The organism is candidate division KSB1 bacterium (genome assembly GCA_034506255.1).
Classification (GTDB): Bacteria; Zhuqueibacterota; Zhuqueibacteria; order Zhuqueibacterales; family Zhuqueibacteraceae; genus Coneutiohabitans; species Coneutiohabitans thermophilus.
The window spans coordinates 458,572-485,487 of record JAPDPX010000005.1; the positions used below are offsets into that span (position 1 = coordinate 458,572).

Annotated in this window: 19 protein-coding genes; 4 read left to right on the forward strand and 15 right to left on the reverse strand. The window is 60.2% G+C overall.

The genetic code is table 11. From position 1 onward, the window contains the following. Position 1: 1 nt before the first annotated feature. The 15 genes from ONB52_12735 to ONB52_12805 form a co-directional block, all read right to left on the reverse strand. Positions 2–940 (reverse strand): D-glucuronyl C5-epimerase family protein, encoded by a 939-nt coding sequence (locus ONB52_12735; GenBank protein MDZ7417004.1) that lies wholly within the window; start codon positions 938–940, stop codon positions 2–4. A 221-nt stretch (positions 941–1,161) separates the two neighbouring features. Then, the gene (locus ONB52_12740; protein MDZ7417005.1) at positions 1,162–2,709 is read right to left on the reverse strand and encodes a leucyl aminopeptidase; all 1,548 of its coding nucleotides are present in this window, start codon (positions 2,707–2,709) and stop codon (positions 1,162–1,164) included. Between the two features lie 729 nt (positions 2,710–3,438). Next, positions 3,439–4,905: an NADH-quinone oxidoreductase subunit N gene (locus tag ONB52_12745; protein ID MDZ7417006.1), complete on the reverse strand. Its 1,467-nt coding sequence runs from the start codon at positions 4,903–4,905 to the stop codon at positions 3,439–3,441. A 68-nt stretch (positions 4,906–4,973) separates the two neighbouring features. Further along, a complete protein-coding gene (locus ONB52_12750; protein MDZ7417007.1) occupies positions 4,974–6,548 on the reverse strand; it encodes an NADH-quinone oxidoreductase subunit M in 1,575 nt (524 codons plus the stop codon). Between the two features lie 314 nt (positions 6,549–6,862). Beyond that, a complete protein-coding gene (gene nuoL / locus ONB52_12755; GenBank protein MDZ7417008.1) occupies positions 6,863–8,815 on the reverse strand; it encodes an NADH-quinone oxidoreductase subunit L in 1,953 nt (650 codons plus the stop codon). Further along, on the reverse strand, positions 8,815–9,117 hold the full coding sequence (gene nuoK, locus ONB52_12760) for an NADH-quinone oxidoreductase subunit NuoK (GenBank protein ID MDZ7417009.1): 303 nt from the start codon (positions 9,115–9,117) through the stop codon (positions 8,815–8,817). Before nuoK ends, nuoL begins: the two co-directional genes overlap by 1 nt. Positions 9,118–9,400: 283 nt before the next feature. Further along, positions 9,401–9,928, reverse strand: coding sequence for an NADH-quinone oxidoreductase subunit J (locus tag ONB52_12765; GenBank protein MDZ7417010.1), 528 nt, complete (start codon positions 9,926–9,928; stop codon positions 9,401–9,403). A 237-nt stretch (positions 9,929–10,165) separates the two neighbouring features. Then, positions 10,166–10,438 carry a hypothetical protein gene (locus ONB52_12770; GenBank protein MDZ7417011.1) on the reverse strand — a complete coding sequence of 91 codons (273 nt, stop codon included), beginning with the start codon at positions 10,436–10,438 and terminating at the stop codon, positions 10,166–10,168. 14 nt (positions 10,439–10,452) lie between these two features. Further along, a complete protein-coding gene (locus tag ONB52_12775) occupies positions 10,453–11,814 on the reverse strand; it encodes a pyridoxal-phosphate dependent enzyme (protein ID MDZ7417012.1) in 1,362 nt (453 codons plus the stop codon). A gap of 130 nt (positions 11,815–11,944) precedes the next feature. Beyond that, a complete protein-coding gene (locus ONB52_12780) occupies positions 11,945–12,427 on the reverse strand; it encodes a hypothetical protein (protein MDZ7417013.1) in 483 nt (160 codons plus the stop codon). Between the two features lie 40 nt (positions 12,428–12,467). Continuing rightward, positions 12,468–13,670 carry a response regulator gene (locus ONB52_12785; GenBank protein ID MDZ7417014.1) on the reverse strand — a complete coding sequence of 401 codons (1,203 nt, stop codon included), beginning with the start codon at positions 13,668–13,670 and terminating at the stop codon, positions 12,468–12,470. A gap of 206 nt (positions 13,671–13,876) precedes the next feature. Next, positions 13,877–16,393, reverse strand: coding sequence for a response regulator (locus tag ONB52_12790; protein MDZ7417015.1), 2,517 nt, complete (start codon positions 16,391–16,393; stop codon positions 13,877–13,879). A 518-nt stretch (positions 16,394–16,911) separates the two neighbouring features. After that, the gene (locus ONB52_12795; protein ID MDZ7417016.1) at positions 16,912–17,196 is read right to left on the reverse strand and encodes a hypothetical protein; all 285 of its coding nucleotides are present in this window, start codon (positions 17,194–17,196) and stop codon (positions 16,912–16,914) included. Between the two features lie 226 nt (positions 17,197–17,422). Beyond that, positions 17,423–18,562 carry a hypothetical protein gene (locus ONB52_12800; GenBank protein ID MDZ7417017.1) on the reverse strand — a complete coding sequence of 380 codons (1,140 nt, stop codon included), beginning with the start codon at positions 18,560–18,562 and terminating at the stop codon, positions 17,423–17,425. 1,755 nt (positions 18,563–20,317) lie between these two features. Continuing rightward, the gene (locus tag ONB52_12805) at positions 20,318–21,124 is read right to left on the reverse strand and encodes a DUF151 domain-containing protein (GenBank protein ID MDZ7417018.1); all 807 of its coding nucleotides are present in this window, start codon (positions 21,122–21,124) and stop codon (positions 20,318–20,320) included. A gap of 275 nt (positions 21,125–21,399) precedes the next feature. Between ONB52_12805 and dapF the strand changes: the two genes are divergently transcribed. From dapF to ONB52_12825, 4 genes are read left to right on the forward strand one after another with little or no spacing between them, the layout of a single operon-like run. Further along, positions 21,400–22,224 carry a diaminopimelate epimerase gene (gene dapF / locus ONB52_12810; protein ID MDZ7417019.1) on the forward strand — a complete coding sequence of 275 codons (825 nt, stop codon included), beginning with the start codon at positions 21,400–21,402 and terminating at the stop codon, positions 22,222–22,224. Beyond that, positions 22,221–24,392: an adenylate/guanylate cyclase domain-containing protein gene (locus ONB52_12815; protein ID MDZ7417020.1), complete on the forward strand. Its 2,172-nt coding sequence runs from the start codon at positions 22,221–22,223 to the stop codon at positions 24,390–24,392. The genes dapF and ONB52_12815 overlap by 4 nt, the downstream gene beginning before the upstream one ends. A gap of 21 nt (positions 24,393–24,413) precedes the next feature. Continuing rightward, the gene (locus ONB52_12820) at positions 24,414–25,505 is read left to right on the forward strand and encodes a glycosyltransferase family 9 protein (GenBank protein MDZ7417021.1); all 1,092 of its coding nucleotides are present in this window, start codon (positions 24,414–24,416) and stop codon (positions 25,503–25,505) included. Positions 25,506–25,562: 57 nt separating this feature from the next. Continuing rightward, positions 25,563–26,903, forward strand: a complete 1,341-nt coding sequence (locus tag ONB52_12825) for an ATP-binding protein (GenBank protein ID MDZ7417022.1) — start codon at positions 25,563–25,565, stop codon at positions 26,901–26,903. Positions 26,904–26,916: the final 13 nt, after the last annotated feature.

The window sequence follows — 26,916 nt, forward strand, 5'->3', positions numbered from 1 at the left end:
TTCATTCGAGTTGTGGCAGCACATGCGGCGGTGGCATGTAGTTGTTCAGCCGCAGCCGCAGCTTCTCCACCACTTTGCCGGCCCAGAAGCGGGCGCGACACCAGGGGCTGTCAAGATAGCCCTGCCAGCGTTGCGCGGTTTCCGCCAGAAAAGCTTCGCCGCTCACCGCGGCAAGAATATTGAGCAGTTGCACATGAATACGCACATAGTCGGCGGAGGTCAGCCGCCGGCTGCGGTGAAGATCGTAATGATTCCAGTAGCCCGTGTCGTAGTGCATTAAATTGGCCCGGAGGCCGGTGAGGCAGCGGACAAACAGGCCCGCCGCCGTGGCGTCGTCAAAATAGGCGGCATAATCATGCAGACCCAGCATGGCGAAGAGATGGCCGTTGAGCACCATGGAAGGCTCGACGGTCGGGTATTCTTCGAACACCGGGCTGCCATCGGGGAAACGCTGCACCACGCCGCCCTCCGCCACGGAATGATAAAACGCCCGCACCGCGCGGCGGCTGGCCGCTTCGTATTTTGCGGTATTGCACAACTGTGCCGCGCGCAGCAGCAGCGAGATGGCCTGGCCTTGTGCCAGCGCGGAAATCCACGGCTGGCGCGGGCCATAGAAGGGCAGATCAAAACGAAAGATCCACGCGCCAATGCCCTGCCGCCATTCCTCCTGATTACCGACCAGCCAGTCTGCCATGGTCTGTGCCTGCAAAGCGGCGCGCACATCGCCGTCGCGGTCAAAACGATAAAGCTGATACAGGCCGAACTGCGCGATGGTGATGGGATTGTAAACCCGGCGCTGCAGATGCCGGTAATAGACAGTGGGCACACCCGCTTCGTCGCGGTGATAATCGGAAAAATCTTCCGTGGCTTCAAAGCGGAAGGGATAGGCGAGTGCGAGCCTCGTGCCGGAAGCCGCGGTGGTTGTGCTGGAGGCGTTCATTCTAAAGCGCCAAAATAAGCGGCGACAGCTTCAAAAGCAAGCAGGAGCACCTGCGCGGATGGTGCCGCAGAGAAATCGGCGGGCGTCTGCCAATGCCACCGCGGCGGCACAGCGCCGATTGACAAATGCCCGTCGCACAATCGCATGTCCCTGCTCCCGCGGGGGTGGTGAAGCACCCGGCCGCCAGCCCGGTGCTTCACCCGATTCCCGCCACGGCGGGTTCAGCGGCGCACGGCGGTTTTCCGCTCGCGCTGCCATTCGCGACACATCTGCACCAGCAGACGCACGCCCCAGCCCGTCGCCGGCGAGGGGCAAAGCGTGGTGTTGCGTTGCTGCAGCGCCACCGCGGCAATGTCGAGATGCGCCCAGGCATAGCCATTCACAAAGGCGCTGAGAAAGGCTGCGCCATGGCTGGCGCCGGCGCCGACTTTCCTGGCGGGATAGTTGCGAATATCGGCAATCTCGCTTTCGAGATTGCGAAGATAATCGGGGTAGAGCGGCAATTCCCACACCCGCTCGCCGGTGAATGCCGCCGCCCGTTTCAGGCGGCCAGCCAGCTCCGGGTTGTTGGAGATCAGACCCGCGGCAACTTCGCCGAGTGCCGAGAAGACTGCGCCGGTGAGCGTGGCCACATCGATCACGGCGACCGGCTTGAAGCGGGCGGCATAAGCCAGCGCTTCCGCCAGAATGAGACGGCCCTCGGCATCGGTGTCCGCGACTTCGATGGTCTTGCCATTGCAGGCCGTAACCACATCGCCCGGCCGCAGAGCGTGACCGCCCGGCATGTTTTCCGCCAGGGGCAGGAGACACACCAGCGACGGCCGCTCCGGCAATTGCGCCAGACAGCAGGTGGCGGCCAATGCCACCGCCGCGCCGGACATGTCGTATTTCATTTTCTCCATCGCCTCCGCGGATTTGATCGACAGGCCGCCGCTGTCAAAGGTGATGCCCTTGCCGATGAACACGACCGTGTTGCCGTCATCGGGGGCGCGGGTTTCGAGCACGAGAAAACGAGGCGGATTGCTGCTGCCCTGCGCCACGCCCAGCAACGCGCCCATGCCCAGCTCGCGAATCATCTTTTCATCGAACACACGGCAGCTCAGGCCGGATTCGGCCGCTTTCATTTGCGCCATTTGAGCAAACATCTCGGGAGTGAGCGCATTGGCCGGCAGATTCTGCAGGTCGCGCGCAAAGTTCGTCCAGGCTGCCAGCAGCCCGCCATCTTTCACCCCGGCTTCGAGTTCGGCGTGATCGGCGGCAGAGCCGGCCACCAGCGTCAGGCTGCGCAGCGGCCGATCGTCGGCAGCCGGTTTGGATTTGTACTTGCTGAAGCAATAATTGGCCAGGAGCGCAGCTTCGCTGATGAGCTGGCCGGCCTGGCGCAAGCCAAACTGATCGGCAAGTCCGCCGGCCACCGGCACACACAATTCGGGCACGCCGAGTTTGCGACACGCGGCGACGGCGTTGGCGATCACCTGTTGCAGATGCGGTGCCGACTTGCGCTGCTCGGCTTCCCCTTCACGCCAGCCGTAACCGGCGAGCAGCAGCCGTTGCGCCGGCGCCTCTGCGGGATAAAGCCAGTGAATTTCATCCGCGCGGCCGGAAAAATCACCACTGTGGCAGCGCTGCTGCACGGCGGACAGATAACGCGAGGACGGGGGGAGATTCAACAGGCGGGGGGCTTGTGCTGCAGTGACGGGCGGCACCATCAGCAGCAAAGCCGCGCAGGGCACGGCCTCAGGGCCACTGATTTTGATTGTGATTTCCATGACTCCTCCGTTGTGATGACCATGAGATGAAAGTGCTGTTGCCAGTACGTGAGCTGTGTGGAAACCTGGCCGGTGTTTTGTCACCTTCCTTTCATGATGCTTGCGGTTTGCGCACCTGAATTTTGCATGGGTCGTGTTGCCTCACCGTCTGCGATTGGAAGTGCAAGCTCAAAGCGCAAGTTGGCCACAACCGACTTGCCACCCGCTTGGTGGGCAGCCGCCTTCAGGCAGTTTCAGCCTTGCGCCCGGGAATTTATTCTCAGGCGAAAGGTGGCAAAAAGAAGATGCCAAATTCAGGGAGTAATTGTCCTGCTTGCCCATCAGGATGGAAAGCAGCGCAGAAATCTTGTCTGCCTGCAGGCGGAAGCCTGCGCCATGGCACTTTCAAACGTCTCTGCTGTGCCATACTTCTTCTCCTGGCCGGGCACGCTCCCGAGGGCGGGCCTGTGTCCGGCAGGATTGCCGGCACCATGACGGGATGATGGTTCGCTTCCTCCGATCAGGCAATGTTGTGCTTGCGGGAGTCCTCCGGCGGACATTCTGTCACCGCTCGGGTTTCGCCTCAAAAGCGGCGGCACCCGGGAGAGACCATTGCAGCCGGAGACCCCGCGAGGATTGGACGCCCGCCACGGCAGAAGAGTTCAAGCCGGCTTTTGTTTTTTTAAATAAAAAAGGAGAAAGCTGGACCGCGCTTTCTCCTCTGCTTCCGCCTCGGAATTCGTCGCGGAGTTACATGACCGAGCGCGCCAAATCCTGGAAGGCTTCCATCCAGCGGGCCGGCGCGAGGCCGAGCTGCAGCGTGCCGAAGACGGCAATGATCAGGGCCAGACCCACCGCCGGCAGCCGTTCGAGCGCCAGCTCCTCGCCCGCACTTTCGGATTTTTGCATGAACATCACCACCACCACGCCGAGATAGTAATACAGGCTGATCATGGAGTTGATCACGCCCAGGATGACGAGCCAGAGGTGGCCGGCTTGCACCGCGGCGGAGAACACATAGAACTTGCTCATAAAGCCCGCGGTAATCGGAATACCGGCGAGCGAGAACATGAAGATCGCCATGGCCACCGCGGCAAACGGCCGGCGAAATGCCAGCCCGCGGTAGTCATTGAGATTGACCAGCTCGTTCTCGGTTTTGGAGAGGAAAGCCACCACGCCGAAGGCGCCGAGGTTCATGAAGGTGTAGCTCAGCAGATAATACAGCAGCGCGGAACTGCCCAGCTCATTGTTGGCGATGACGCCGATCAGCATATAGCCGGCATGGGCAATCGAGGAATAGGCGAGCAGCCGTTTGATGTTGTCCTGGCGCAGCGCCACAATGTTGCCGACCGTCATGGTGAGGACGGCCAGCACCCAGAAGATCTGCTGCCAGACGGCCTGGGTCATCATGCCGGTGGTCAGCACGAGGCGCAGCAGGGCGGCGAAAGCCGCGGCTTTGGAACCGGTGGCCATGAAGGCCGCAATCGGTGTGGGCGCACCCTGATAGACATCCGGCGCCCAGGTGTGAAACGGCGCCAGCGCGATCTTGAAGCCGAAGCCGACCGCCATCATCGCCAAACCGGCAGTAAGCAGGGGGGTGTCCAGCAGGTGGCGCGCCTTCACCGCTTCGGCCACGGCCGTGAGGCTGGCGCTGCCGACGCTGCCATAAATCAAGGCAATGCCGTAGAGCAGGAAGCTGCTGGCAAACGCACCCAGCAGGAAATATTTGAAGGAAGCCTCGATGCTGAACTTGTCGTTGCGCCGGAAACCGGCCAGGATGTAGAGCGAGATCGAGAGGATTTCCAGTCCCAGGAAGAGTGTGAGCAAATGCGCGCTGGCGGCCAGCAACAGCATGCCCACGGTGGCGAAGATGATCAGCATGAAAAATTCGCTCACCAGCAGCGAGGTGCTCTCCAGGGCATCGATGGACAGCAGCAGGGTGAGGCCGGCGGCAATCACGAACAGGCAGGCAAAACCATTGGCGAATTTGTCGACCACGATCATGCCATGAAACAAGACCACGGACTCGCCCCAGTTTTGCACGGCATAAAAGACCGCGATGCCGAAGCCGAACAGCACCACCGCCGCCAGGGTCTCGCGATACATGCGCGGGAACAGCATGCCGAGCAGCAACACCAGCAGCCCGACCACCACCAGGGTCAGCGTCGGCGCGAAGTGATAGACAATCTGGGAGAGTGTCAGAGTATTAGTCATCATTGGCAGAGATTAAGGCGTCTTGCAAAACCGGTGTCAAGGGAGCCCGGGCGGGTGGCGCACCGGCGGCGTCATTCCCCGGCCACGGCCGGCGGCGACGCGATGCGCCATCCCAAATCGAGCGGAGCCAGGCCGGGAGCATCGTTCACTTTGGCGGCGCGTGCGTGCACCGTGCGGATCAGCGCATCCACCGAGGTTTCCATTTTACCCAGGAACGGCTGGGCCCACACCCCGATCAGCACCATCATGGCTGTCACCGGCACCAGCACTGCGATCTCCCGCCGCGTCAGGTCGCGCAGGCGACGGTTCTCCTCCTTGTCGAGCCTGCCGAACATGACACGCTGGAACATCCACAACATGTAAACCGCGGCGAAGATCACACCGGTGGCGGCAAAGGCGGCGTAGGTTTTGTTGGTGAGAAAAGTGCCGAGCAAAACCAAAAATTCACCCACAAAGCCGTTCAAGCCGGGCAGCCCGATAGAGGCGAGCGTGGCAATCATGAAAAAGGTGGTGAACACCGGCAGCGGACGCGCCAAGCCGCCAAAGTCCGCGATTTCGCGGGTGTGGCGGCGCTCATACAGCATGCCGACGATCAGGAACAGCGCGCCGGTGGACAGGCCGTGGTTGACCATTTGAATCAGGGCGCCCTGCAAACCCTGATGGGTGAAGGTGAAGATGCCGAGCATGACGAAACCGAGGTGGCTCACCGAGGAATAGGCCACCAGCTTTTTGATGTCCGGCTGCACCATGGCCACCCAGGCGCCATAAATGATGCCGATGATCGCGAGCACGGAAAGCAGCGGTGCAAATTGCAGCGAGGCATTGGGAAAAAGCGGCAGGCAGAAACGCAGAAAGCCGTAGGTTCCCATTTTCAAGAGCACACCTGCGAGAATCACCGAGCCGGCGGTGGGCGCCTCCACGTGGGCATCGGGCAGCCAGGTGTGAAAGGGAAACATCGGCACTTTGATCGCAAACGACAGCCCGAAGGCGAGGAACAGCCAGAATTGATAATTCTCCGGGAACAGCAGCTCGCGGATCTGTACGAAATCGAAGGTGAGGGTGCCCGTCACTTTGCCATAATAGAAATAAATGAAGAGGATGGCGACCAGCATCAACAAACTGCCGACCATGGTGTAGATGAAGAACTTCACCGCGGCATAGATCCGGCGCGGGCCGCCCCAAACACCGATGATGAAATACATCGGGATCAGCATCACTTCCCAGAACACGTAAAAGAGCAGCAGATCGAGGGCGACGAACACGCCAATCATGCCCGCCTCCAGCAGCAACATGGAGACGAGATAGCCCTTGATGCTGGTCTTGATGTCATTCCAGGAGGACAGGATGACCAGCGGGGTGAGAAAGGTGGTGAGCAGGACCATCAACAGACTGATGCCATCCACGCCGAGGTGATAGGTCGCGCGCATCGCCGGAATCCACTCGCGCCGCTCTTCGAACTGAAAGGCGATGCGGCTGCTGTCGAAATTGAAAAACAGAGGCAGGCTGATCACAAACACGAGCAGGGTGACGCCGAGCGTGAAGCCGCGCATCAGGCCGGGGTGCTGCCGCGGTGTCAGACTGACGAGCACCGCGCCGGCGAGCGGCAGGAAGATCAGCAGTGACAAAATGGGCAGATTATCGAACATGAGTGAATGCTGGTACGTGCCAGAGTGAACGGTGGCGCCGCCGGGACGGCCGGACAGCAGCATGAGATTGATACAGCCCGGGGAAAACCATCATGCCCGCAAAGTTTTTTTTCAAACAGAGATTTTCACCGATGAACGCCGCAGCAGGAATCCGGCGCGAACGGTGCGCACCCGTGTCCGTAATGCCGCCGTTACGTGTGGGGACGCCGCGCAGACCTCTTGTCTGCAGGCAGAAAGCCCTGCGTTGCGCCACGCGTTGCCGTCGGATTACCCCGTGTCGAAAATTTTGCTTGCGGCTTGGGAGCCGCGTCAGGCTATTTGATCAACAAATAGCCCAATACCACAATCAGGCCGATTATGATGGAAACCGCGTAGTTTTGCACGATTCCGGTCTGCCAGCGCCGCAAGCCGGCGGCGGCCGCGGCAAACACACGCGGCAGGAAATTCACGAAGCCGTCGATCCCCCTGACATCGAAAAGTTTCCACAGGAAACCCTCCGCCAGCCGGTGCACCGGCCGCACGAACAGCGCGTCATAGATTTCATCGACGTAGTATTTGCGGCGGAGCAGAGTGTGCAGGCGGTGGAAGCGGGCCGCCATGTGGTCAGCCAGCGCCGGTTGCTGCAGATACATCCGCCGCGCCAGCAGAATGCCGGTCAGCGCCACCGCCACTGAGACCGCCATCAGCAGCAGTTCCAGGGACAGCGCGCCCGCGGCATGCGCCGGCACCGGCCGATAGCGTGTGAAGACCGGTTCGAGAAAATGCCCGATTTGATTGAACAGGTGCGGAATGCCGAGGTAGCCGCCGGCACTGGCGAGCCCGGCCAGCACCATCAAGGGCACGGTCATGAGCCGGGGGGATTCGTGCACGTGATTCATGACTTCGGGGTCAACACGCTCACTGCCGTAAAAAGCAAGATAGATCAGGCGAAACATGTAGAAGGCGGTGAGGCCGGCGGTCGCCAGAGCGATAAGATAAAACACCACTGAGCCGTGCGGGCTGCTGAATGTTTCCCACAGAATCTCGTCCTTGGAGAAGAAGCCGGAGAAACCGGGAATCCCGGCAATCGCGAGGCCGGCGATCAGAAAGGTGGCATGGGTAACCGGCAGATGCTTCTTGAGGCCGCCCATCTTCATGATGTTGGTTTCACCGCTGAGGGCGTGCATCACGCTGCCGGCGCCCAGAAAAAGCAGCGCTTTGAAGAAGGCGTGCGTGACCAGGTGAAAAATACCGGCGGCAAACGCGCCCACCCCGCAGGCGAGAAACATGTAGCCCAACTGGCTCACGGTGGAGTAGGCCAGCACTTTTTTGATGTCGGTGGCGGTGAGCGCCATGGTGCCGGCAAAGGCTGCAGTCGCCACGCCGATGACCGCCACCACCTCCAGCGCCACGGGCGATTGTACAAACAGGACGCTGCAGCGCGCCACCATGTACACCCCGGCTGTCACCATGGTGGCGGCATGAATCAGGGCAGAAACCGGTGTCGGGCCGGCCATGGCATCGGGCAGCCAGACGTACAGAGGAATCTGCGCGGACTTGCCGGTGGCGCCGAGAAAAAGCAGCAGACAAATGGCGGTCATCACACCCGGCAGCAGCGCTCCGCCGCCGGCGTTCACGCCCTTCCCCGCCAGCGTGAAAACCTGCTCGTACTGCAGCGAACCGAAAGTGGCGAAGAGCAGAAACATGGCAAGCAAAAAGCCGAAATCGCCGATGCGGTTCACGATGAAGGCCTTGCTGCCGGCCTGGGCGCAGGTCATGCCGGTGGTCTTGTCGAAGACCTGATCATAATAAAAACCGATCAGCAGATAGGAACACAGCCCGACGCCCTCCCAGCCGATGAACATCACCAGGAAGTTGTCGGCCATCACCAGCAACAGCATGGCGAAGGTAAACAGATTCAGAAACGCGAAATAGCGTCCGAAGCCGCGGTCGCCGTGCATGTAGCCGATGGAGTAAACATGAATGAGAAAGCCCACGCCGGTGACTACCAGCGCCATGGTCATCGACAGCGGGTCGATGCGAAAGCCGATGTCGATGGCGAACGCTCCGGTGCCCATCCATCGATAAAGTGACTGGGTGAGCAGGCGCGACTCCGGGGGCAGGGCGATGAGATCGAGGAAAACGAATATTGCGGTGAGAAAACTGGCGAACACCGCGCCGGCGCCGAGCAGGCCCACGCCCTTTTCGCCGAGCCGGCGGCCAAACAGGCCGTTGACGAGGAACCCCAGGAGCGGGAAGAACAGGATCAGCCAAAGATAGTTTTGCATCACCATTTCATCAGATTCAGTTCATCCACAAACACCGTCTCCCGCAGACGGAAGATGGCCACCATGAGCGCCAGGCCGACCGCGACTTCCGCCGCCGCCACCACCATCACGAAGAAGACGAAAATCTGACCTTCCAGGCTGCCATGGTGTGCTGCAAAGGCGACGAAAGTGAGATTGACGGCGTTGAGCATCAATTCGATCGACATAAAAATGACGATGGCATTGCGCCGCAGCAATACGCCGGCAACGCCAATCGCAAACAGCATCGCGCTGAGAATCAGATAATGAGCAAGGGGCATGATGTGTTCTTCCTGGCCGGCATGCGGCGTTATGTCCGCCGCGGGGCGCTGCCGAGGGCACGGCGTTCACGCGCCTCCGTCGGGAGTGTGTGAAGTTTTACAAACCCCGGTTGAACCGGGAGTGGAATGCTGCGGAACCGGTGTGAATGTTGGTCTGTCCAAAAAGATTGCGTCCTCGGCCGAGCCGGTGTCGCTCGAGGCCGTCATGAAGACGCCGGATATTTGGAGGCAATCGCCAGGCCGTTGCAGGAGCATGTTCTCCGAAGTCAGTGATTGGGAACGAGCACTAATGCAACTTGCGCTTGGCCAGCACCACTGCACCGACCATGGCGACGAGCAGCAGCACCGAAGCGACCTCGAACGGCAGCAAATAGGTGGTAAACAAGGCCCGTCCAATATCGGCTGTGCTGCCACTGACATTGCTTTGCAAACCGACGTGGGCATCTCTTCCGCCAGCACCAGTGCCGGACAGGAAATAGGTCGCACCGATCAGCGCGCTCACTTCCAGCAACAGTGTCAGCACCAGGGCGGCGCCGAGAAAACGCCGCCGGATTTTGCCAGCCTCGCGCACCGGATCCCGTTTCAAATTGAGCAGCATGATGACGAAGAGAAACAGCACCATGATCGCGCCGGCATAGACGATGATGTGCACCGCCGCCACAAACGGCGCGTTCAGCAGGACAAAGAAGCCCGCCAGGGAAAACAGGGTCAGAATTAAAAAAATGGCGCTGTACACCGGGTTGCGATGCAACACCATCGCCACCGCCGAGGCCACCGCCAGGATTGCAAACGTATAGAAGAGAATCGGCTGCACAATGATGATCAGATTATTTGAACGGGGGACTGCTTCCTCAGAACTCGGGGGCTTGTTCGGGGAGTCGGAAACGGGTGTTGGTTGATCATGAACGGCCTACAAGACCAGCACGATAATCAAATCATTTGGCACAAGAGTCTTCGGCTCCCACAGCCAACATCGGCACTGCATCAGGTTGCGGCAACAGCAATATTCGCAGAGATTTATTTAAAACGTCTGGCAATATAAACTCTTTGCCTAAAAAGTCAAGGGGATTTTCCCGCGTGCCGCCCACCACAACAGCGCCGCAGCGAGGAGGAGTGTCAGCAGGGGTGTGGTATAGCGGCGCCAAGCGGCGTGCTGCAGCGCCAGAGCGCGGATGCGGGCGCCACTCCAGGAGAACAGCAGCAAGGCCGGGAAAAGCCACAGGCTTGTGCTCAGCGCCAGCAGCAGGCAGAACACACTCCAAATGATCCATTTTTCGGCGAAGGTGAAACCGCGCGGGCCGTCAGCCGGCGAGGTGGTGGGCATGGCAGCCGCCTCGTTCAGGCCATGAAGTTGATGAGATCATATTTGGTGATGATGCCGACGAGCTGGCCCTGCTCCTGCACCAGGATGCCGGGATAGCCGCGCGCCAGCAAGTACCTGGCGTGTTCGAGCGAGTCATCATGATGCACCACCGGCAAACTGGCGTCCATCACGCAGCGCACGCGCTCCTCCAGCAGCGCCGCTTCCTCCAGCACGCGGCTGAGCAGCGTGCTTTCGTCCAGGCTGCCGATGCTTCTGCCGGCCTCGATAACGGGCATCTGCGAAACATTGTGTTCTTCCATGAGCTGCAGCGCTTCGCGCACGGTCACTTCCGGCGGCACACTCAACAGCGCCGGCAGATTGCGGCTCTTGGAATCCAACAGGTGATGCACCAGTGCCTTGTCGAAATCGAAGAAGCGGTTTTCTTTCATCCATTCATCGGAATAAAACTTCGAGAGATAGTACAGTCCGGTGTCCGGGAAGATGGTGACCACCAATTGATCGGCGGCCAGCTCCTGTGCCAGGCGCACGGCCACCACCGCCGCGCTGCCGGATGAGCCGCCCACCAGCAGGCCTTCTTCGCGCGCCAGCCGCCGCGCCATCAGAAAGGACTCCTTGTCCCCCACCGGCAGGATTTCATCGAGGTAGTCAAAATTCAAAGTGGCGGGAATCGAATCCTTGCCGATGCCTTCCACGAGGTAGGGCTGGCTGGTGGAAAGCTGGCGGGAGTAGAAATAGTCGCGCAGAATCGAGCCGACCGGATCCACCCCCACGATCTTAATGTTCGGATTTTTTTCCTTGAGGAACCGGCCGACGCCGGAGATGGTGCCGCCGCTGCCGATGCCACAGACGAACACGCTCACTTTGCCGTTGCTTTGCTCCCAAATTTCCGGGCCGGTGGTGGCATAATGCGCCTCGGGGTTTTCAGGATTGGCGTAGTGATTGGCGAACAGGGCGCTCGGAGTTTCTTTGGCAATTTTTTCCGCCACGGCAAACGTGCTTTCCGGGGAATGGGCGGGCACGGCGGTCGGACAGACGATCACTTCCGCGCCAAAGGCCTTGAGCATGCGGATTTTTTCCTGGCTGGTCTTGTCCGGCACGGTGAAGATGGCGCGATAGCCGCGCGCGGCGGCCAGCATTGCCAAACCGCCGCCGGCATTGCCATTGGTGGCTTCGACGATGGTGCCGCCCGGCTTGAGTTTGCCGGTTTTTTCCGCATTTTCCAGTATCCGCAACGCCGTGCGGTCATTGCTGCTGCCGCCGGGATTGAGATATTCGATCTTTGCATAGACTTTGCACTTGAGCCCCGCGGTTACGCGTTGCAAGCGCACCAGTGGCGTCTGCCCGATGGCCTCGGTAATGCTGTTGTAAACGTTCACGGCAAAACTCCCGGTTTCAGTGCACACCAAAAACGAAGGCGCAATATACACAACGGCAGAAAATAAAAAAAGCCGCCACAGTAAAAAAACTGGGACGGCCCTGGGCGGGAGCGCGGCCTGGGGGACCCGCTCAATCACTCCGTTCGATCAAAAGATCGATCAGCGAGAGCAGCACCCGCCGGGCGCTTTCGCTGTCGTCGACGTCACAGAAGGTGAAGCGCCCGTCCGGCGTCAGGGTGATGCCGCCGTTGCGAAACAATTCGGAATCCGGCATGCTTTCCTTGTCGAGATGCGCCGCCACCACCACCGCCGTGCGGAAGTGCGTGGTGAGTTGGTCAATCACCGGCTTGACCAGCTCGAAGGAGGCCAAATCCTGCCAGGAGAAAAGGACGATGCCTCCCAGTATTTTGGCGCCAAGCAAATCCCAGGCGAGCGGCCCGGCCTCCGGATGGAGGGTGATGCCGTAGAGATGCAACAGGAGCTGGTTGTTGATGGTGAGCCGCCCGAAGCTGAAGTCGGGAGTAGTCAGGGCCAACTCATCCGAGAGGGCGGCGAGAAAACGCTGCTTTTCGTTGGCGTTGGCTCCAATGACGACGATTTCACCGATGCGCATGGGTTTCCTGAAATGAGTGGCACACCTGCCTCCGGCAGGATTAGTGCGACAATTTTGCGCGAATCATGAGCAGCTCGCTTTTGTTGAGATAAAGCTTGCGCACCAGGCCGTTGCGGCGGTCATACTGCCGGCGTCCCGCCTGCTGGCGGCGGTCGGCACGCCGCCGTTCATGTGGCACCGTGGCGTTCGCCACCGGCTTGACGATGGCCTTGAACAGCGCGTCCACCGGGGAGGCGCTGCGGGTTTGTCCCTCGTCTTGCAAGCGTTTGAGCCATTGCGTTGATTCGCCGTTTTGGCTGGCGCTGGGCACCTGCACGGCTTGAATCGCGCCGCGCTCAAAGAGCTTTTTGCAAACCGTGAGCGTGCGCAAGTCGTCGGCAGAGTTTTCCTCCACCAGGTCCAGCAGGCGTTTGGCCACGCCGTTTTCCAGCAGCTTGAACAAGGCCTGCTCTTCTTCGTTGGCAGCCGGGGCGGGAGAGGGTGCCAGCATGACCTGGGTGTGCAGTGGCGGCAGTTGCGCGGTCAATTGCCGCCAGCGGTGCTGCCGGGTCAGGCCTTCGGAAATCAAATCGCGATTGGCAATGGTGAGCATGCGGGTGCGCTCATGCGGCCGCAGCTCGACCTGAAAGGTGCCCTCGCTCCAGGTGAACATGCGCAGCAGCGCCCGGCGTGCCTCCAGGCCACCCAGCTCGGCGTCTATCACCTGGCCTTCGGTGACAAAGACCTGGCCCTCTTTTTCGTGGGCGCGCAATTTCAGCACACAGGTTTTCTTGCCGACTTCGATGGTTTGCAGCAAGTCCACCAGATTCATCTCACTCAAGTGGCCATTGAAGCCGCGCCAGCGCGGCTGCGAGGAGGCCGAGAGCAGCTCAATTTCCTTGATGAGATTGTCGATGCGCACCACGGCCTCGTCGATGTCGAGCGGCTTTTGCAGATAATCGTCGATCGGCAGCTTCAAAATGCCGACCCGCTCTTCGACGGTGCGCAGTTTGCCGATCATCACGAAGAGCAACGCCCGGGTTGCCGGCCGGTTGCGCACCTCCTGCAGCAAATGGGGGCCGTCCATCACCGGCATGCGCACCTCCGAGATCAGCAGGTTGGGCTTGAAGCTGGCGATCAATTCCAGAGTCTGTGCCGAGCTCTCCGCCATGCGCACATCATAGCCGGTGGCCACCAGGGCCTTGCGCAGATCCGCCACTTCGCGCGGCTCTTTCTCGTTGATCAATATTCTTTTTCGATCCATGGTGACATGCGTGCATCCATCCGGTACAGCCGCGTTTCCTGCGGCTGCGCAATTCCAAAAACGCTTTACATGCTGCAGCAGGAACTGCGGTGGGGGCGAGACTTCGGGGCGGTGCCTGCGCTCACCGTTCACTCCCGGGGCGAACGCAGGTCAGGCTGCGGATGGCGACGGATATGGCAAAAGGCGTCATCACGCGAAACCGGATGCTACCAGCGCGTGAGATTGGCGTCGCTTGCCAGGCCTTCCAGGAACGCCGCCACCGTGGCTGCATCGGAAGGGTTACAGTCAAGCAGGTAGTCGGACGGCTCCGCATTCACCAAATCCCGCACGGTCGCGGTTGCCGGGCTTTGCTGGCCATTTTCCCTCAGAACAGCAATGCCAAACGGGAGTCGATAACCACTTTTCAACACCTTCAGCAGATAGCCGAAATAACTCAAATCGTCGCGACGATTCGCCTGCAGCAGCAAAATATAGCCCACCAAATCGCGTGCCACCGCTTGCAAAAGCTGGGTGAATTGCTGCTCCATCGAGACGCCGATCACTTCGAGCGGCGCGCCATTCTCCAAGATGCGCTCGCCGATTTCCAGATGCCGAAACGTGGGGTTTTCAATCTTGCGCACACTTGCCTGCGGGCCGAGCAAATGCCCCACCATTGCCGAAAGAGAGCCGGAGGCATGGCCGATCACCACCAGCCTGGGTTTGGCGATACCGCGTGCAGCACACAAACGCATCAGTGCCTGTGTGATGCGGTGGACAGACGCTTCCTCGCCCGCCGCCGGCGCGGGTGCAGAAGACGGCGCGGGCGATGTGACGGTTGAAGGCGTTGCTGCCGTCACGGGCGCAGTGACGCCGGCTTTTGTGGCTGATGTCGCTTGCGGTTTGGCCGGCAGTTCGGGAGCTGTTTGCGGTCCGGCTGCCGGCAGCGGAGCAGAAGCCGTAATTGGCGCACTCGGGCTGGCGGCCAACGGCTGGTGAGGCTCAGGTGTTGTGTCATCCGCCGCAACGGATGGTGGCAGGAATTCCGCTCCCGGTTGCGTCCGGAGTTGTGAAACCGGTAACTCTGCCGGCGGTGCACTCTCGCTCTGAAACTCGTCGCGCAGGAAAGCAGACACCTCCGTCGGTTGCGACATGATTTGATCGAGATCAACCGGTTGCATTTCGGGTTCTCCCCCGCCGACTACTTCCTTCCCGATGATTGCCGGCGGCCGCGACTCCCGCATCCGCGTATCCGGCTCGCCTGCTGCCGTGCGGCCCTGCCCGGCCGCCGCGGGTTCCTCGCCCTGCTCTTCCTGAATCTCGATCATGGCATTGTCGCTGCCGTTGCCGGCGTGCGGCGCTCCCCAAATTTCATCCGCGTGCTCATGCCAAAAGCTCGGTAAACTCGACAGTTCCGAATCATCAGTGAGATCGATGTCTTCTTCCGGCGGCGCACTCTCGGGTTCGGGGAATTTGAAGCTCTGGGTCTCGCCGGCCTCTACAGGCGGAACATGCGAGACTTCCGCCGGCTCCTCCGGTTCCTGCCCGGGCGCAAACTTGTTCTCTTCCGCTGCAGGCGCAACGGGCGGCGGCGGTTCGGGTTGCCGGGGCAGCGGCGCCGGCCGGACCGGGGTGGGCGATGTTGGCTCTGGCGCCGGCTTGGGGGTTGCCTTTTCGCCGCGCACGGCCGTGACCCGAAAGCTGGTGGGGGGCTGCGGCTCAACGGCAAGACGCTGCAAAATGGGCGGCTCCGCAAGATTGGCCGAGAGATCGCGCTCTTCGTCTTCAGAGGTGAGGGTGCTTTTCGCGGGCTTGATGAAGCCTTGTTGATAGAGCTTCACCAGCCGCTCGAGAGTTTTGATGTCGTCGTAGGTGCTCTCGTCGATGATCTGCAGAATATCCCGGCGGCCGTCGATCAGGCTGATGAAGCGGGCCACCTCGGTGGTCAGCTCGCGCTTCTGCAGAATGGCGCGGAAGGTTTCGGTGATGACGAAGGTGGTTTCCGGCGAGGGCAGGAGCTTGAACAGCCGCTCGCGCTCTTCCATGCGTTTGAAGCCCTGCAGCAGCAGGCCGAGATTGCTGACCGAGATTTCATCGGGCACCACGATGTCTTTGAACACCATGGTGAAGTGACCGCGCTTCCAGGGCAGCATTTGATAGACGGCCTTTTCAGCCTTGAGATTGCCGAGCGAGGCATTGACCACGGCGCCGTCACGAAAATAAATTTCCCCGCTGCGGTTGTTTTCATTGTGCAGGGTGAGCACGCCGGTCTTGCGCTCGACGCCGAAGCTTTCGATCAGGTCCACCGGGCTGAATTCTTCCAGCCGGCCGACCAGTTTTTTGGCGGGTTCGGCTTCTTCCTCTTTGATGCGCTCCATGCGCCGCAGGATCATGCGAATGCGGGCCAGCACCTCCTTGATGTGCAGGGGCTTGATCATGTAGTCTTTCACGCCGCCACGCAAGCTGCGCACACGATCCTGCAATTCCCGGCGGTTGGTGAGAAACATCAGCGGGATGGAGGAAGTCACCGGGTCGGCTTTGAGTTTTTCCAATAATTGAAAGCCGTCGAGCTTGGGCAGGTTGACTTCGGAGAGGATGAGATCCGGCACGCTGGAGGAAATTTTCTGCCAGGCTTGCAGACCGTCGGACGCAACAATCACCTCGAAGCCCGCCGCCTCGAGGTTTTCGCGCAGGATCTGAAGATTCTTGGGGTCACCGTCCGCAACAAGAATGGTTGGATTATCCATGAAGCGCACCACTGGTTCGCCTTGGGGGAATTCTGAGCCTCATGCGGTTCACCCGCGCGGCGCGACCGCGCGGAGAACAGGATCTGATCAAAGAAGTCCGCCACGTGTTGAGTTTGACCTGCCGCAACCCGCTTTTTGCGGTTGCCGCCGGTCGTTTGGGTATGAGGTCCGAATGGTGTCACCGCTGCTGGCGCTCCGTGGCGCCGGTGCCCCACCCAGCCAAATTCTTGGTTGCCGAACGCCAGCGCTTGCTCGAGGCGCAACACTATTCAAAATCATCATTTGAGATGATCGAAAAAGCGTTCGAATATACTGGAAATCGGCACCCCTGTCAAGTTTTTTTCTGGTGATGAAAGGATGGCCTGCAAGCCCGGGAAGGAATGATGGCCCGCGGCCCGGCAGGCGCGATGGCATGCACGGGATGAAATGCGGAAAGGAGCCCAAGTGCACCTGTGACGGTTCACCGGAAGGCGAGCAAGGACCCGGGCCGCCGGGCCCGGGTCCGGAATGTCCGCGAGTTATTCGACCGGTTCGGCCAGCTTGCGAGCCATCTGCACGACCTGGGGAGAGATCGGCCGGCGCAATTCGGCCTCCAGTATGCGGTAATAGGTCTGCAGCGCACGAATGCGGCGCCGGCAACGCTCGCAAGTCAAAAAATGCTCCTCGAACGTGTCGTACAAGTCACGGTTGTAGGAGGCATTGAGGAGTACGAATTCCAGCGACTCGGCGTCCAGGCACGCTTCCCTGATCGCCCCGCGCAGACAGGGGATCCTGTTCCACTGGCAATGATCGTTTTTCTTCATGTTTCCGTTGTGAAGATTCGCCTTTCCCTGCGCTTGCCGTCCTGACACAAGAAAAGGGGGGTTCGGGTTTTGTCCATCGGCGCGGCGACCGACTGTCTCACTCGCGAACGCCGATCTTTCAATTTCGTACTCTCTCTATACTGACAAAAGCCCTTATTCACGGAAAAACTATTTCCGCACGATTGCCGAAAAATGGCAGGACACCGTCCGCTTGTGAAGCAAGAGCTTACAGCAGTTCCTTCAAATACTCTCGGAACCATTTCTTGGTCAATTTGCCCAAGTACTCGAAGATCGTCCGCTCTTCCTGACGATAGCGCCGCTGCGTGAGATCCGGCATGTATTTGCGCAAATGGCGGAAGTAGGACTCGATCTTCTTGCTGTGGGTAATATCCTCGAGCACATCCGCCAGTGTGCGATAGTAAATCTCACCCTTTTCCTCGGAAATCTTGGCACTGGCGACGTATTGGTTCTGTATCTTGTGGCGAACGCGCTGCAACACCTTCTGTTTAGCTTGTTCAATTTCCTTCAACCGCACATAGTCCAGGGGTGACAGGTCATCAATCTGCGCGATGAGCCGATTGCGCACCACTTCCAGGTTGGTGTGGCGAATGAGACGCGCCACCACATCGGTGGGCAGGAAATTCTGATAGCGCTCATCCGTTGTCACCACCGACAACATTTTGCGAATGGTGGTGGAGACGTGATCTTTGGGGGTGTAGAGATCGAGGTATTGGTTTTTCAAGGCCTTCTCCGGAATGCTGGGCTTGGCTTTGCGCAGATACTGCAGATCTTCCTTGGTGAAATTGGCAACCGTCGCCACGGGCTCCGCCTGGGCTTCACCCGCGCTGATGCTGGTTGCCGAAGCAGCGTGGCGGCCGCTGCGGGCACGCTTCAGGAAAATGTATTCGCGGCCCATTTCGCGAAACGTCCCCAGGTCGCTCGCGTTCTTGACGGCCACGCGTATGTTGCGAATGATCTTGGCACCTTCCGGATCACGCTCTTTGAAGATGCGCGACAACTCCTGCTTGGTCTTCTTGATCACCAATCGTCGCAGCATGATCAGCAACTCGACGTCGTTGGGATTCTCCTGGGCATCGAGATAGGGACCGAAGTAACGGCGCAACTGCACAAATTCATTGTTCTCGTTGCGCATGAACAAGCCCGCCACGCAATCAATTGCAAGATCATCAAGCTCGCCGCTCTTGCGCCGGCGTTCCCACCGAATGTGCTTGCCGATCACCTCTTGATACTTCAAGTAGCTCAGCGAAATCTTCTGGACGAGATTGATGAATTCGACCAGCTCCCCTTGGGAGTATCCACCTCTCACAATCCTCGGGATTAGGTAGGAAAGTTTTTTGGAGTCCATCTGATGCGTCTCAAAGTTGCGTGAACAGTGCCAGTGGATTTGCCCAAAGACCGTCTCCGACGGCCTTCGATGATTTGATCGCAATGCGCTCCATTTTAGCAAACGTTATGCCTATAAGACAGCCGTCCGGCTTGCCAGTTCCCACGATTAAACAAGCAGTTGTCCCGCCAGCCTGTCACGCCGGCCCCGTCAAACAACAGCCCTTCACAGGCCGCATGTTTCCCCCTGATACAATGTTTCCCGCTGAGACTCAGCCAGGTCGAACAGTCAATTTGCCGCCTCACGCTCATGCCGCAGTTCACTGCGAGCAGCATTTGCCGCCTGACGGAGACATGCGCTGGGATGTGGCAATGCCGCAGGAACGCTGCCGCAATGAAATCAGCCGGCAGGCACTGTAGTACTGTAGTATTGTCATAATAAGGCCGGAGCGCAGGCTGTCGGCCCAATGGCACCAATTTTTCAAACAAAGCAAAAAACTCTCACACAAATATGCATTGTTACGTTAATCTTGTAGCCACGACCCCTTGCGGGTCGCTGCTGAAGTGGCAAAAATTCTTTGAACAGTCGCCCGCGAGGGGCGTGGGACTACAGAATTCACGTTTACAGTGCAATAGTTTTTCTGCAGCAATGGCAACAAGTCTCAGCACCGCAAAAATCACACAGGCCACCAGGTCTTCCCTCGTGCTCCTGGTGGGTTGCATGGTTCAAAAATCTTCGCGGTGACAGTGCAGTCCCTTTTTTGATCTATCACGGCTTGGCCGAGGCATTCCTGCAGAGCGCATCCGCAGGATCACAAGATAAAGCCACGGTCAAATCGTGGCGGAACGATTGTGCTTTGCGAAACCCTGCGGCCTCGCGGCCTTGCGTGTTTTGGCTTTTGGATTTTATCGCTTCGCAAAAGTTGGCAGCATTGGACAAGAGGTCTGCACAACATTTTCATCCGGATGGATGCTGCGCACGGCATGGCAAGTTGCTCCAAAAATCATCGCGACGGCGTGGATTCTTTGAGCACGGCGATGCAAAAACACCTGCATATCCTGAATTTTGCACCCAGATTGATCCCTTCCGCGAGAAACGCCACTTTGATCGCGATGCCCAACCACCCAAGGGGTGGTGTATAAAAAAATTTTGCAGGCAAACGGGCTGTTAACTCCAATAAGGCGGCACTTCACACAAGCCATTTTTTCCGGGCAACGGAAAATTCAGGCAACACAACAGTGATTCCGCCCTCAGTGTCAGGATCAAACACAAACACTCCGCCCACGAAAGCAGAAATCCCACGGGAAAAGCCATTTCGTGGGAGTTCATTTTCGTGGGAGAGAAGCCGTACTGCCTTTGGCAAATGGGCGAATTTTCGAAGTCAGGACCGCTCGACATTCGAAAAAAGTCTTGCCTGACTTCGAACGGAGTAACAGTTGGCGCTTTGTGAACACGGCATTTCTTCCGGTGAACAGCAAGCCGGTATGCGAAATTCACATATATAATGAAGCCTCGTATCCTCGCTTTGGGAGTGAGCTCGCAAAGCCGGCAGCACTGGAGAATTCATCCGGGAAAGCGATCAGGCCGCGAAAGTTTTGCAGCGCAGGCCTCCTGCCCGGTTGGTTGGCAGAAAGGGCATCTGCGTCGCCAATTGTCTGTCCCGAAACAATACCGCCCGGGCGGTCTCTCTGGTTCTGTACGGACAAGAGTAGGGGTGTGATCTGCGCGAAGGAGATGGCTGTGGCGAGGTTTTACAGGCAGCCTCGCGCGTGCGCTTCAGGGATGCAGCGTGGTGGTGTGTGTGCGGCCGTCCCGCCAATATTCGCACGGCAACGGCGCCTGGGATGTCTCATGACGGGCCAGTGCAGTAAGGAAATCTGCAACGGTGCGCACCGGCTGCTGATCGATTCGTCGCAAGATGTCGCCGGCCGTGAGCCCGCCGCGTTCCGCCGGGCTGCCGGCCGTGACATCGGCAATCAAAATGCCCTCACGTTCGCCAAAAAAGTCAGCGAGCGCCGGCGTCAATTCCTGCACCGACAGGCCCCATTTTTCCGCAGCGGGATGCGAGATGGCCACGCCGGTGTCCTCCTCCTCTTCCTCTTCGAGCTGGTGATCGAGCAGCAGATCCGCCATGGCATAAACCGGTGCCCCAACACGCAGCGAGAGTGCAATGGCATCGCTGGGGCGGGCATCGATGCGGTGCGTCTTGCCGCCGCTCTGCAGCACGATCTCGGCAAAGTATGTTCCCTCCTTCAAGTCGGTGATGGTGATGCGCTCCACCCGAATGGCGAGGGACTTGAAGATGTTGGCCATCAAATCATGGGTCATGGGCCGCGGCGTGGTAACATGCTGATGGCCGAGATGAATGGCGAGCGCCTGATCGCCACCCACCGACAGCGGCAGAATGCGAGCGCCCTGCTCCTCCTGCAGAATCAGAATCATCTCGCCAGATTCCATGCTGCCCCGAATCGACTTGACTTTCATCAGGACAGCCTGGCGTTGCTCGTGCGGGGTGCAAAAGCTGTACAACAGCAGCAAAGCCACCCCCGCACCCGCACCTAGAACTCGCAACGAAGATTTCATGATTTGACCTCAGGTGTGACCGACGACGGCGCAATATCTCGAAAATGAACATGGGAGTCAACAGGATTTTCCCGGCGCCGGCATTGCGGAGAAACGCCGGCAGAATTTGCCTGCAAACGCTTTGACTTTCTCTCGCTGCCTGTTTATATTGCGCCCGCCTTTTGTTGAGAAATCGCCAGCGCCAGCCTGACTCTCCGGAGCGGCGGTCCGCAGGCTGCCGGGGCCGTCCCCGCGCCGGAGGCGGCGCATTCATGCCCTGAGTTCGGTTCATTCACATGACCGCATCGCTTCCCTTCATCAAATATTCTGCCACCGGCAACGATTTCATCCTGATCGACAATCGCGCCTCCCGGCTGCAGCCGCCGGAGCAGGAATTGTTTCAACGGATGTGCCGGCGCCACACCGGCATCGGTGCCGACGGCATTCTATTGCTGGAAAATCCCCGCCTGCCGGATTGCGCTTTTACCATGCGCTACTTCAACCGCGACGGCCGCGAATCCGAAATGTGCGGCAATGGGGCGCGCGCCTGTGCTTATCACGCCTGTCGGCATGGCCTTGCCCCGGCCGATCTGCAATTCGAGGTCAGCGGCGCCCGCTATCGCGCCACGGTGGAGGGCGAACGGGTGCATTTGCACATGCCGGCGCCGCGCGATCTCCGCCTGCAGGTCGGCGCGCTGGCCGGCATGGCGGGCGTGGCACGGGCACAGTGTCACGAGGGCGGGTTCGTCAATACCGGCGTGCCCCATTACGTCGTGTTCGTCGCACAGGTCGATCAGATCCCCGTGCACGAGTGGGGTCCGGTGTTGCGCCACCATCCGCTGTTTGCGCCGGCGGGCACCAATGTCAATTTCGTGGAAGTGTGCGCGCCCAATCAACTCAGGCTGCGCACCTATGAGCGGGGCGTGGAAGAGGAAACCCTGGCCTGTGGAACCGGCGCCGTGGCTGCCGCGTGGCTTGCCCATCGCGTGCGCGGCGCCACCCTTCCGGTCACATTGCAGGTGCGCGGCGGCGAGCTCGAGGTTGATTTCGAACCGGGGACGCACCGCCCGCGGTTGACCGGCCGGGTGGAAATGGTTTTCGCGGGCGAGTTCATCCGATGAATCTCAAACTCACCCTCAGGCAACGGACGCTGCTCGGCGCCGGCCTGGGCTTGCTGGCCGCCAGCGTGATTTTCATGCTCGGCCATCTGCTGCCGTTCACCGCCCGCATCTTGCAACGCTTCGAGGCCGAGACCCTCGACCTGCGCTATCTCGCCCGCATCCAGCATTTGCAGGAGCGGCGCCGGGGGGCGCCCCTGGAGGAGGTGGTGATCATTGACATCGATGAGCGCAGTCAGGAGAAGCTCGGCAATTTCGCGCGATGGCCGCGCAGCCATCACGCCCGCATATTGGAATATCTGCATGCCGAGGGCGCGGCGGTGGTGTGCTTCGATATTCTCTTTCTCAATCACAATCCGGCGGAGGCTGCGGCGGACAGCATTTTTGCGGCAAAGGTGCAGCAGGCGGCCAATGTGGTCAATGCCGTGATGTTCACCGCCGCGGACGTGGATCGTTTCCGCTATCCCATGCGCGAGCCGCCGGCAGCGTTCGCGGCGGAGCGCTTCGCACTCGCGCTGCCCGCCGACGCCCGGCAAAATTTCCCGCAGCAGAACCGCCTTGAAGGAGAGTGGTTCACGCTTTACAACAACAGCGCGCGCCTGGGGTTTGCCAATTTTCTTCCCGAAGACGACGACACCATACGCCGCATGCCGCTGTTCATGAATTTCGCCGGACGAACTTTTCCCTCTCTGCCGCTCGCGGTGGTAATGCAAGTGACCGGTACAGCCCGCGATCAGGTGCGCGTGCTCCCCGGCCGCGAGGTGCGGCTGGCCGCCGGCTTGCGCATCCCCATCGACGAAAAGGGGCGCATGCTGATCAACTATGCCGGCGGTTTCGGCAGCTTTCGCTACGTGCCCTATGTCGACGTGCTGGAACGGCGCCTGCCTGCCGGTTTCTTCACCGGCAAAATCGTGTTGATCGGCACCTCGGCACCCGGCTTGTACGATTTGCGCGTCGTCCCTTTTCAGGCGGATTTTCCCGGCGTGGAAATTCACGCCAATATCATCCACAACATTCTGACGCAGGACTTTCTCGCCGAGCAGTCTCTGCCCGCGCGGCTGCTCACCCTCGCCATCGTCGGCGTGCTGGCAGGGGTGATCGCCCTCCTGCTCAATCCCTGGATGAGCATCCTGTTCACGCTGGCGTGCGGCTGTGCCTATGCCTGGTTCAGCTTCTGGGCCTTCGTGCTGCGCCAGAGCTGGTTCATCTTGGTGGAGCCGGTGCAGGTGATGGTGCTGGCGCTGCTGCTTGCGATGATCTTCCGCTACCGCAACGAGGAGCGCGAGAAAAAGCTGATCTACGGCATGTTCGGCAATTACCTCTCCGACATCTTCGTGCGGGAGATGCTGCGCCATCCGGAGCGCCTGCGGCTGGGCGGCGAGCACAAACAGGCCACAGCCTTTTTCTCGGACATCAAGGACTTCACCGCCATTTCGGAAAAGCTCGTGCCCGAGGCGCTGATCCGGCAGTTGAATGAATATCTCTCCGCCATGACCGAAATCGTGCTGCAGTACGGCGGCTATCTCGACAAATACGAGGGCGACGCGATCATGGCGGTGTTCGGTGTGCCGGTGGATCAGCCGGATCATGCCGTGCGTGCCTGTTTTGCCGCGCTCGACATGCAGCAGCAGCTCATCCGGCTGCGCCAGCAATGGCGGAAGGAACGACGGCCCCTGCTGGAGGCTCGCATGGGCATCAACTCCGGCGCGATGATTGCCGGCAACATCGGCGGCCGCGAGCGCGCGGATTACACCGTGATCGGCGATTCGGTCAATCTCGCCTCGCGGCTGGAGGGTGTGAACAAGCTCTACGCCACCAGCATCCTGATCAGCGAGGCGACGCACGAGCTGGTGAAGACCAGGGTCATCGCGCGCGAGCTCGATTTCATTCGCGTCAAGGGCAAGCAGCGGCCGGTCAGAATCTACGAGTTGGTCGCGCGACGCGATCAGGGCATTGGCCAGGAAGTCGCCGCCGCGTTCACGCACTATGCCCGCGGCCTGGAATTTTACCGGCAGCAGCAATGGCAGAAAGCCATCGCCGAGTTCCGGCGCGTGCTGCATTTGCGCAAAAACGACGGGCCGGCGACCGCCCTGCTGCAGCGCTGTGAGATCCTGCTGCAAGCGCCGCCGCCCTCGAATTGGGACGGCGTGTTCGAGATGCCGGGAAAGTGAACCAGGAGCGGGAATACCGTCATGCATGCTTCGCTGCAATCCCTGCCGCAAACCAGCGATGGCCCGGCACCCGGTCCGGCACACCGCATCCAGCGCATCTTGGTGAGCCGGCTGCGCTTTCTCGGCGATGTCCTGCTGACCACACCGGTGGTGCGTCGCTTGCGTGAAGTGTTTCCCGCCGCTGAGATTGTCTATTTGACCGAGGCGGCTTATGCGCCGTTGCTGGCGCACAATCCGCATCTCGACGAAGTGCTGGCCTTCGCGCCACAGGCCCCGCTCACCGCGCAGGCGCACTTCTACCGCAGCTTGCGGCGCCGGCGCTTCGATCTGGTCATCGATTTGTTCGGCAATCCCCGCACGGCATTATTGAGCTGGATCACCGGTGCGCCGGTGCGGGTGGGTGGCGATTTCCGCGGCCGCGGCAAGCTCTACAGCCATCGTGTGCCTCCGCCCAATGGCGATCCCGATGCCATCACCTTTCATCTGCGCAGCCTGGAGATTCTGGGTATTGCACCGGGTGACAGGCGCACGGAAGTTTTTCTGGTGCCGGAGGAGCGTTTGTGGGCACAGAGTTTTTTGGCGATGCAGGCGATTGATCCTGCCCGGCCGCTGGTCGGCATGCACCCGGGCGCAAGCTGGCCCAACAAGCGCTGGCCCGCCAGCCATTTTGCCGAAGTGGCGCAGGCGCTGTTGCAGGCGGAGGTGCAGGTCATCCTCACGCAGGGCCCGCAGGAGGGGCCAATCGTCACCGCGGTCAAACAACAGGCGCCCGGCGTCAAAGTCTTGCCGGTGCTGTCGCTGCGCGAAACCGCCGCGGTGCTGGCGCGCTGTTCGGCGTTCGTCTCCAATGATTGCGGCATTCTCCATCTCGCGGTGGCGGTGGGCACGCCTACCGTGGGTTTGTTTGGCCCGAGCCAGAAGGAGATTTGGTTTCCCTATGCCGCGACCCACGGCCATCTGGCCCTGGATTTCACCATCGCTTGCCGGCCGTGCCACCAGAACGTTTGTCCCCTGCAGCACCTCGATTGCCAGAAGCAACTGCTGCCACCGCGTGTGCTCGCCGCGGTTTGGCAGGCGCTCAAGCAGCGCCCGCCGGCAGAACGCGCGGCGTGATGGACGTGTGACTGCCCCGGGCTGTCCGGCGCAGCCGCATGGCAATGGAAAACACCGATGCCTTTTTCTCTGATGAAATCCTCCCGCGCGCTGGTCATTCTCGTCAGCGGGATGATCGTGCTGGTGCTGGCGATCGTGAATCTGGGGAGCTGGTTTTTCCTCAACCGCATGGAAGACTCTCTGGAGCAGGAGTTGGGCATGCGGCTGCGGGCTGTGGCGCGTTTGAGTGCCGAGCTGGTCGAGAGTGGCGCCTTCGCCCGCTATCTCGAACACGCCCAGGAGTTGAGCGCGCGCCTGCTGGCGCAACCCATCCTCGAGCGCATGCCGGGGGCGATCGGGGTGCAGCAGATGTATCTCATCGATCGCCATTGGCGCATACTGGCCAGCAGTGATCCGGAGTTGTTTCCGCCCGGCCGGGAGCTGGCTTATCTGCGCGAGGACAGCGCCGAGGTGGCAGCGGCCTGGGCGGGCAGGGAGAGCATTTCCGCTCTGCGACGCATTGGCGAATCGCGCTTCAAATCGGCTTATGCCCCCATCACCAGCACCGGGGGGGACGTGCTTTGCATCCTGGTGGTGGAAGCCAATGCCGATTTTTTCGATATGCTGGTGCGCTTTCGGCGGGGTCTGATTGGGATCGGCGTGCTCAGTCTGGCGGCGCTGCTCGTACTTGCGGCCGCGCTGGCGAGCGCGGTTGCCTGGTTCCTGCGCACGCAGGAAAATCTCCGCCGCGCCGAGCGGCTGGCGGCGATGGGCCAGATGGCCGCGACCGTCGCCCATGAAATTCGCAATCCCCTGAGCATCATCAAAAACACGGCGGAAGTATTGCGGCAGAAATATGCGCCGGCGGCGCTAGCGGATGAGCTGTTCGAATTCATTCCCTCGGAGGTGCGGCGCCTCAACCGGCTGGTCACCGACTTCCTGACGTTTGCGCGCGACCGCGAACTCCGGCTGGTGCGCAGAGATTTGGCGCAGACCATTGCAAAAGCCATCGCGCTGGCGCGCAATCAGGATCAGGGCGCGGGGCTGACCTGGCACTTCGCGCCAGCCGCACCGGTGAGGGTGGCGCATGACGAAGACGCGATCATGCAGGTGTTGATGAATTTGTTCCTGAACGCCGCACAAGCCATGGAGGGCAGGGGCAACATTACCGTGACGTTGCACGACCTGCGTCCCGGCAAAAAGCAGGTTCATCTCACGATCCACGATAACGGCCCGGGTTTGCCGGCGCCGCCGGAGAAAATTTTCGAACCGTTTTTCACCACCAAAGCCCAGGGCGCCGGACTGGGCCTGGCGGTCGCCAAACAAATCATCGAAAAACATCACGGCCGGCTGGCCGCAGAGTCGGAAAAGGGCGGGGGAACAACCATGCACATTTGGCTGCCGGCGGAGAATTCGTAAGCCGTGATCACCA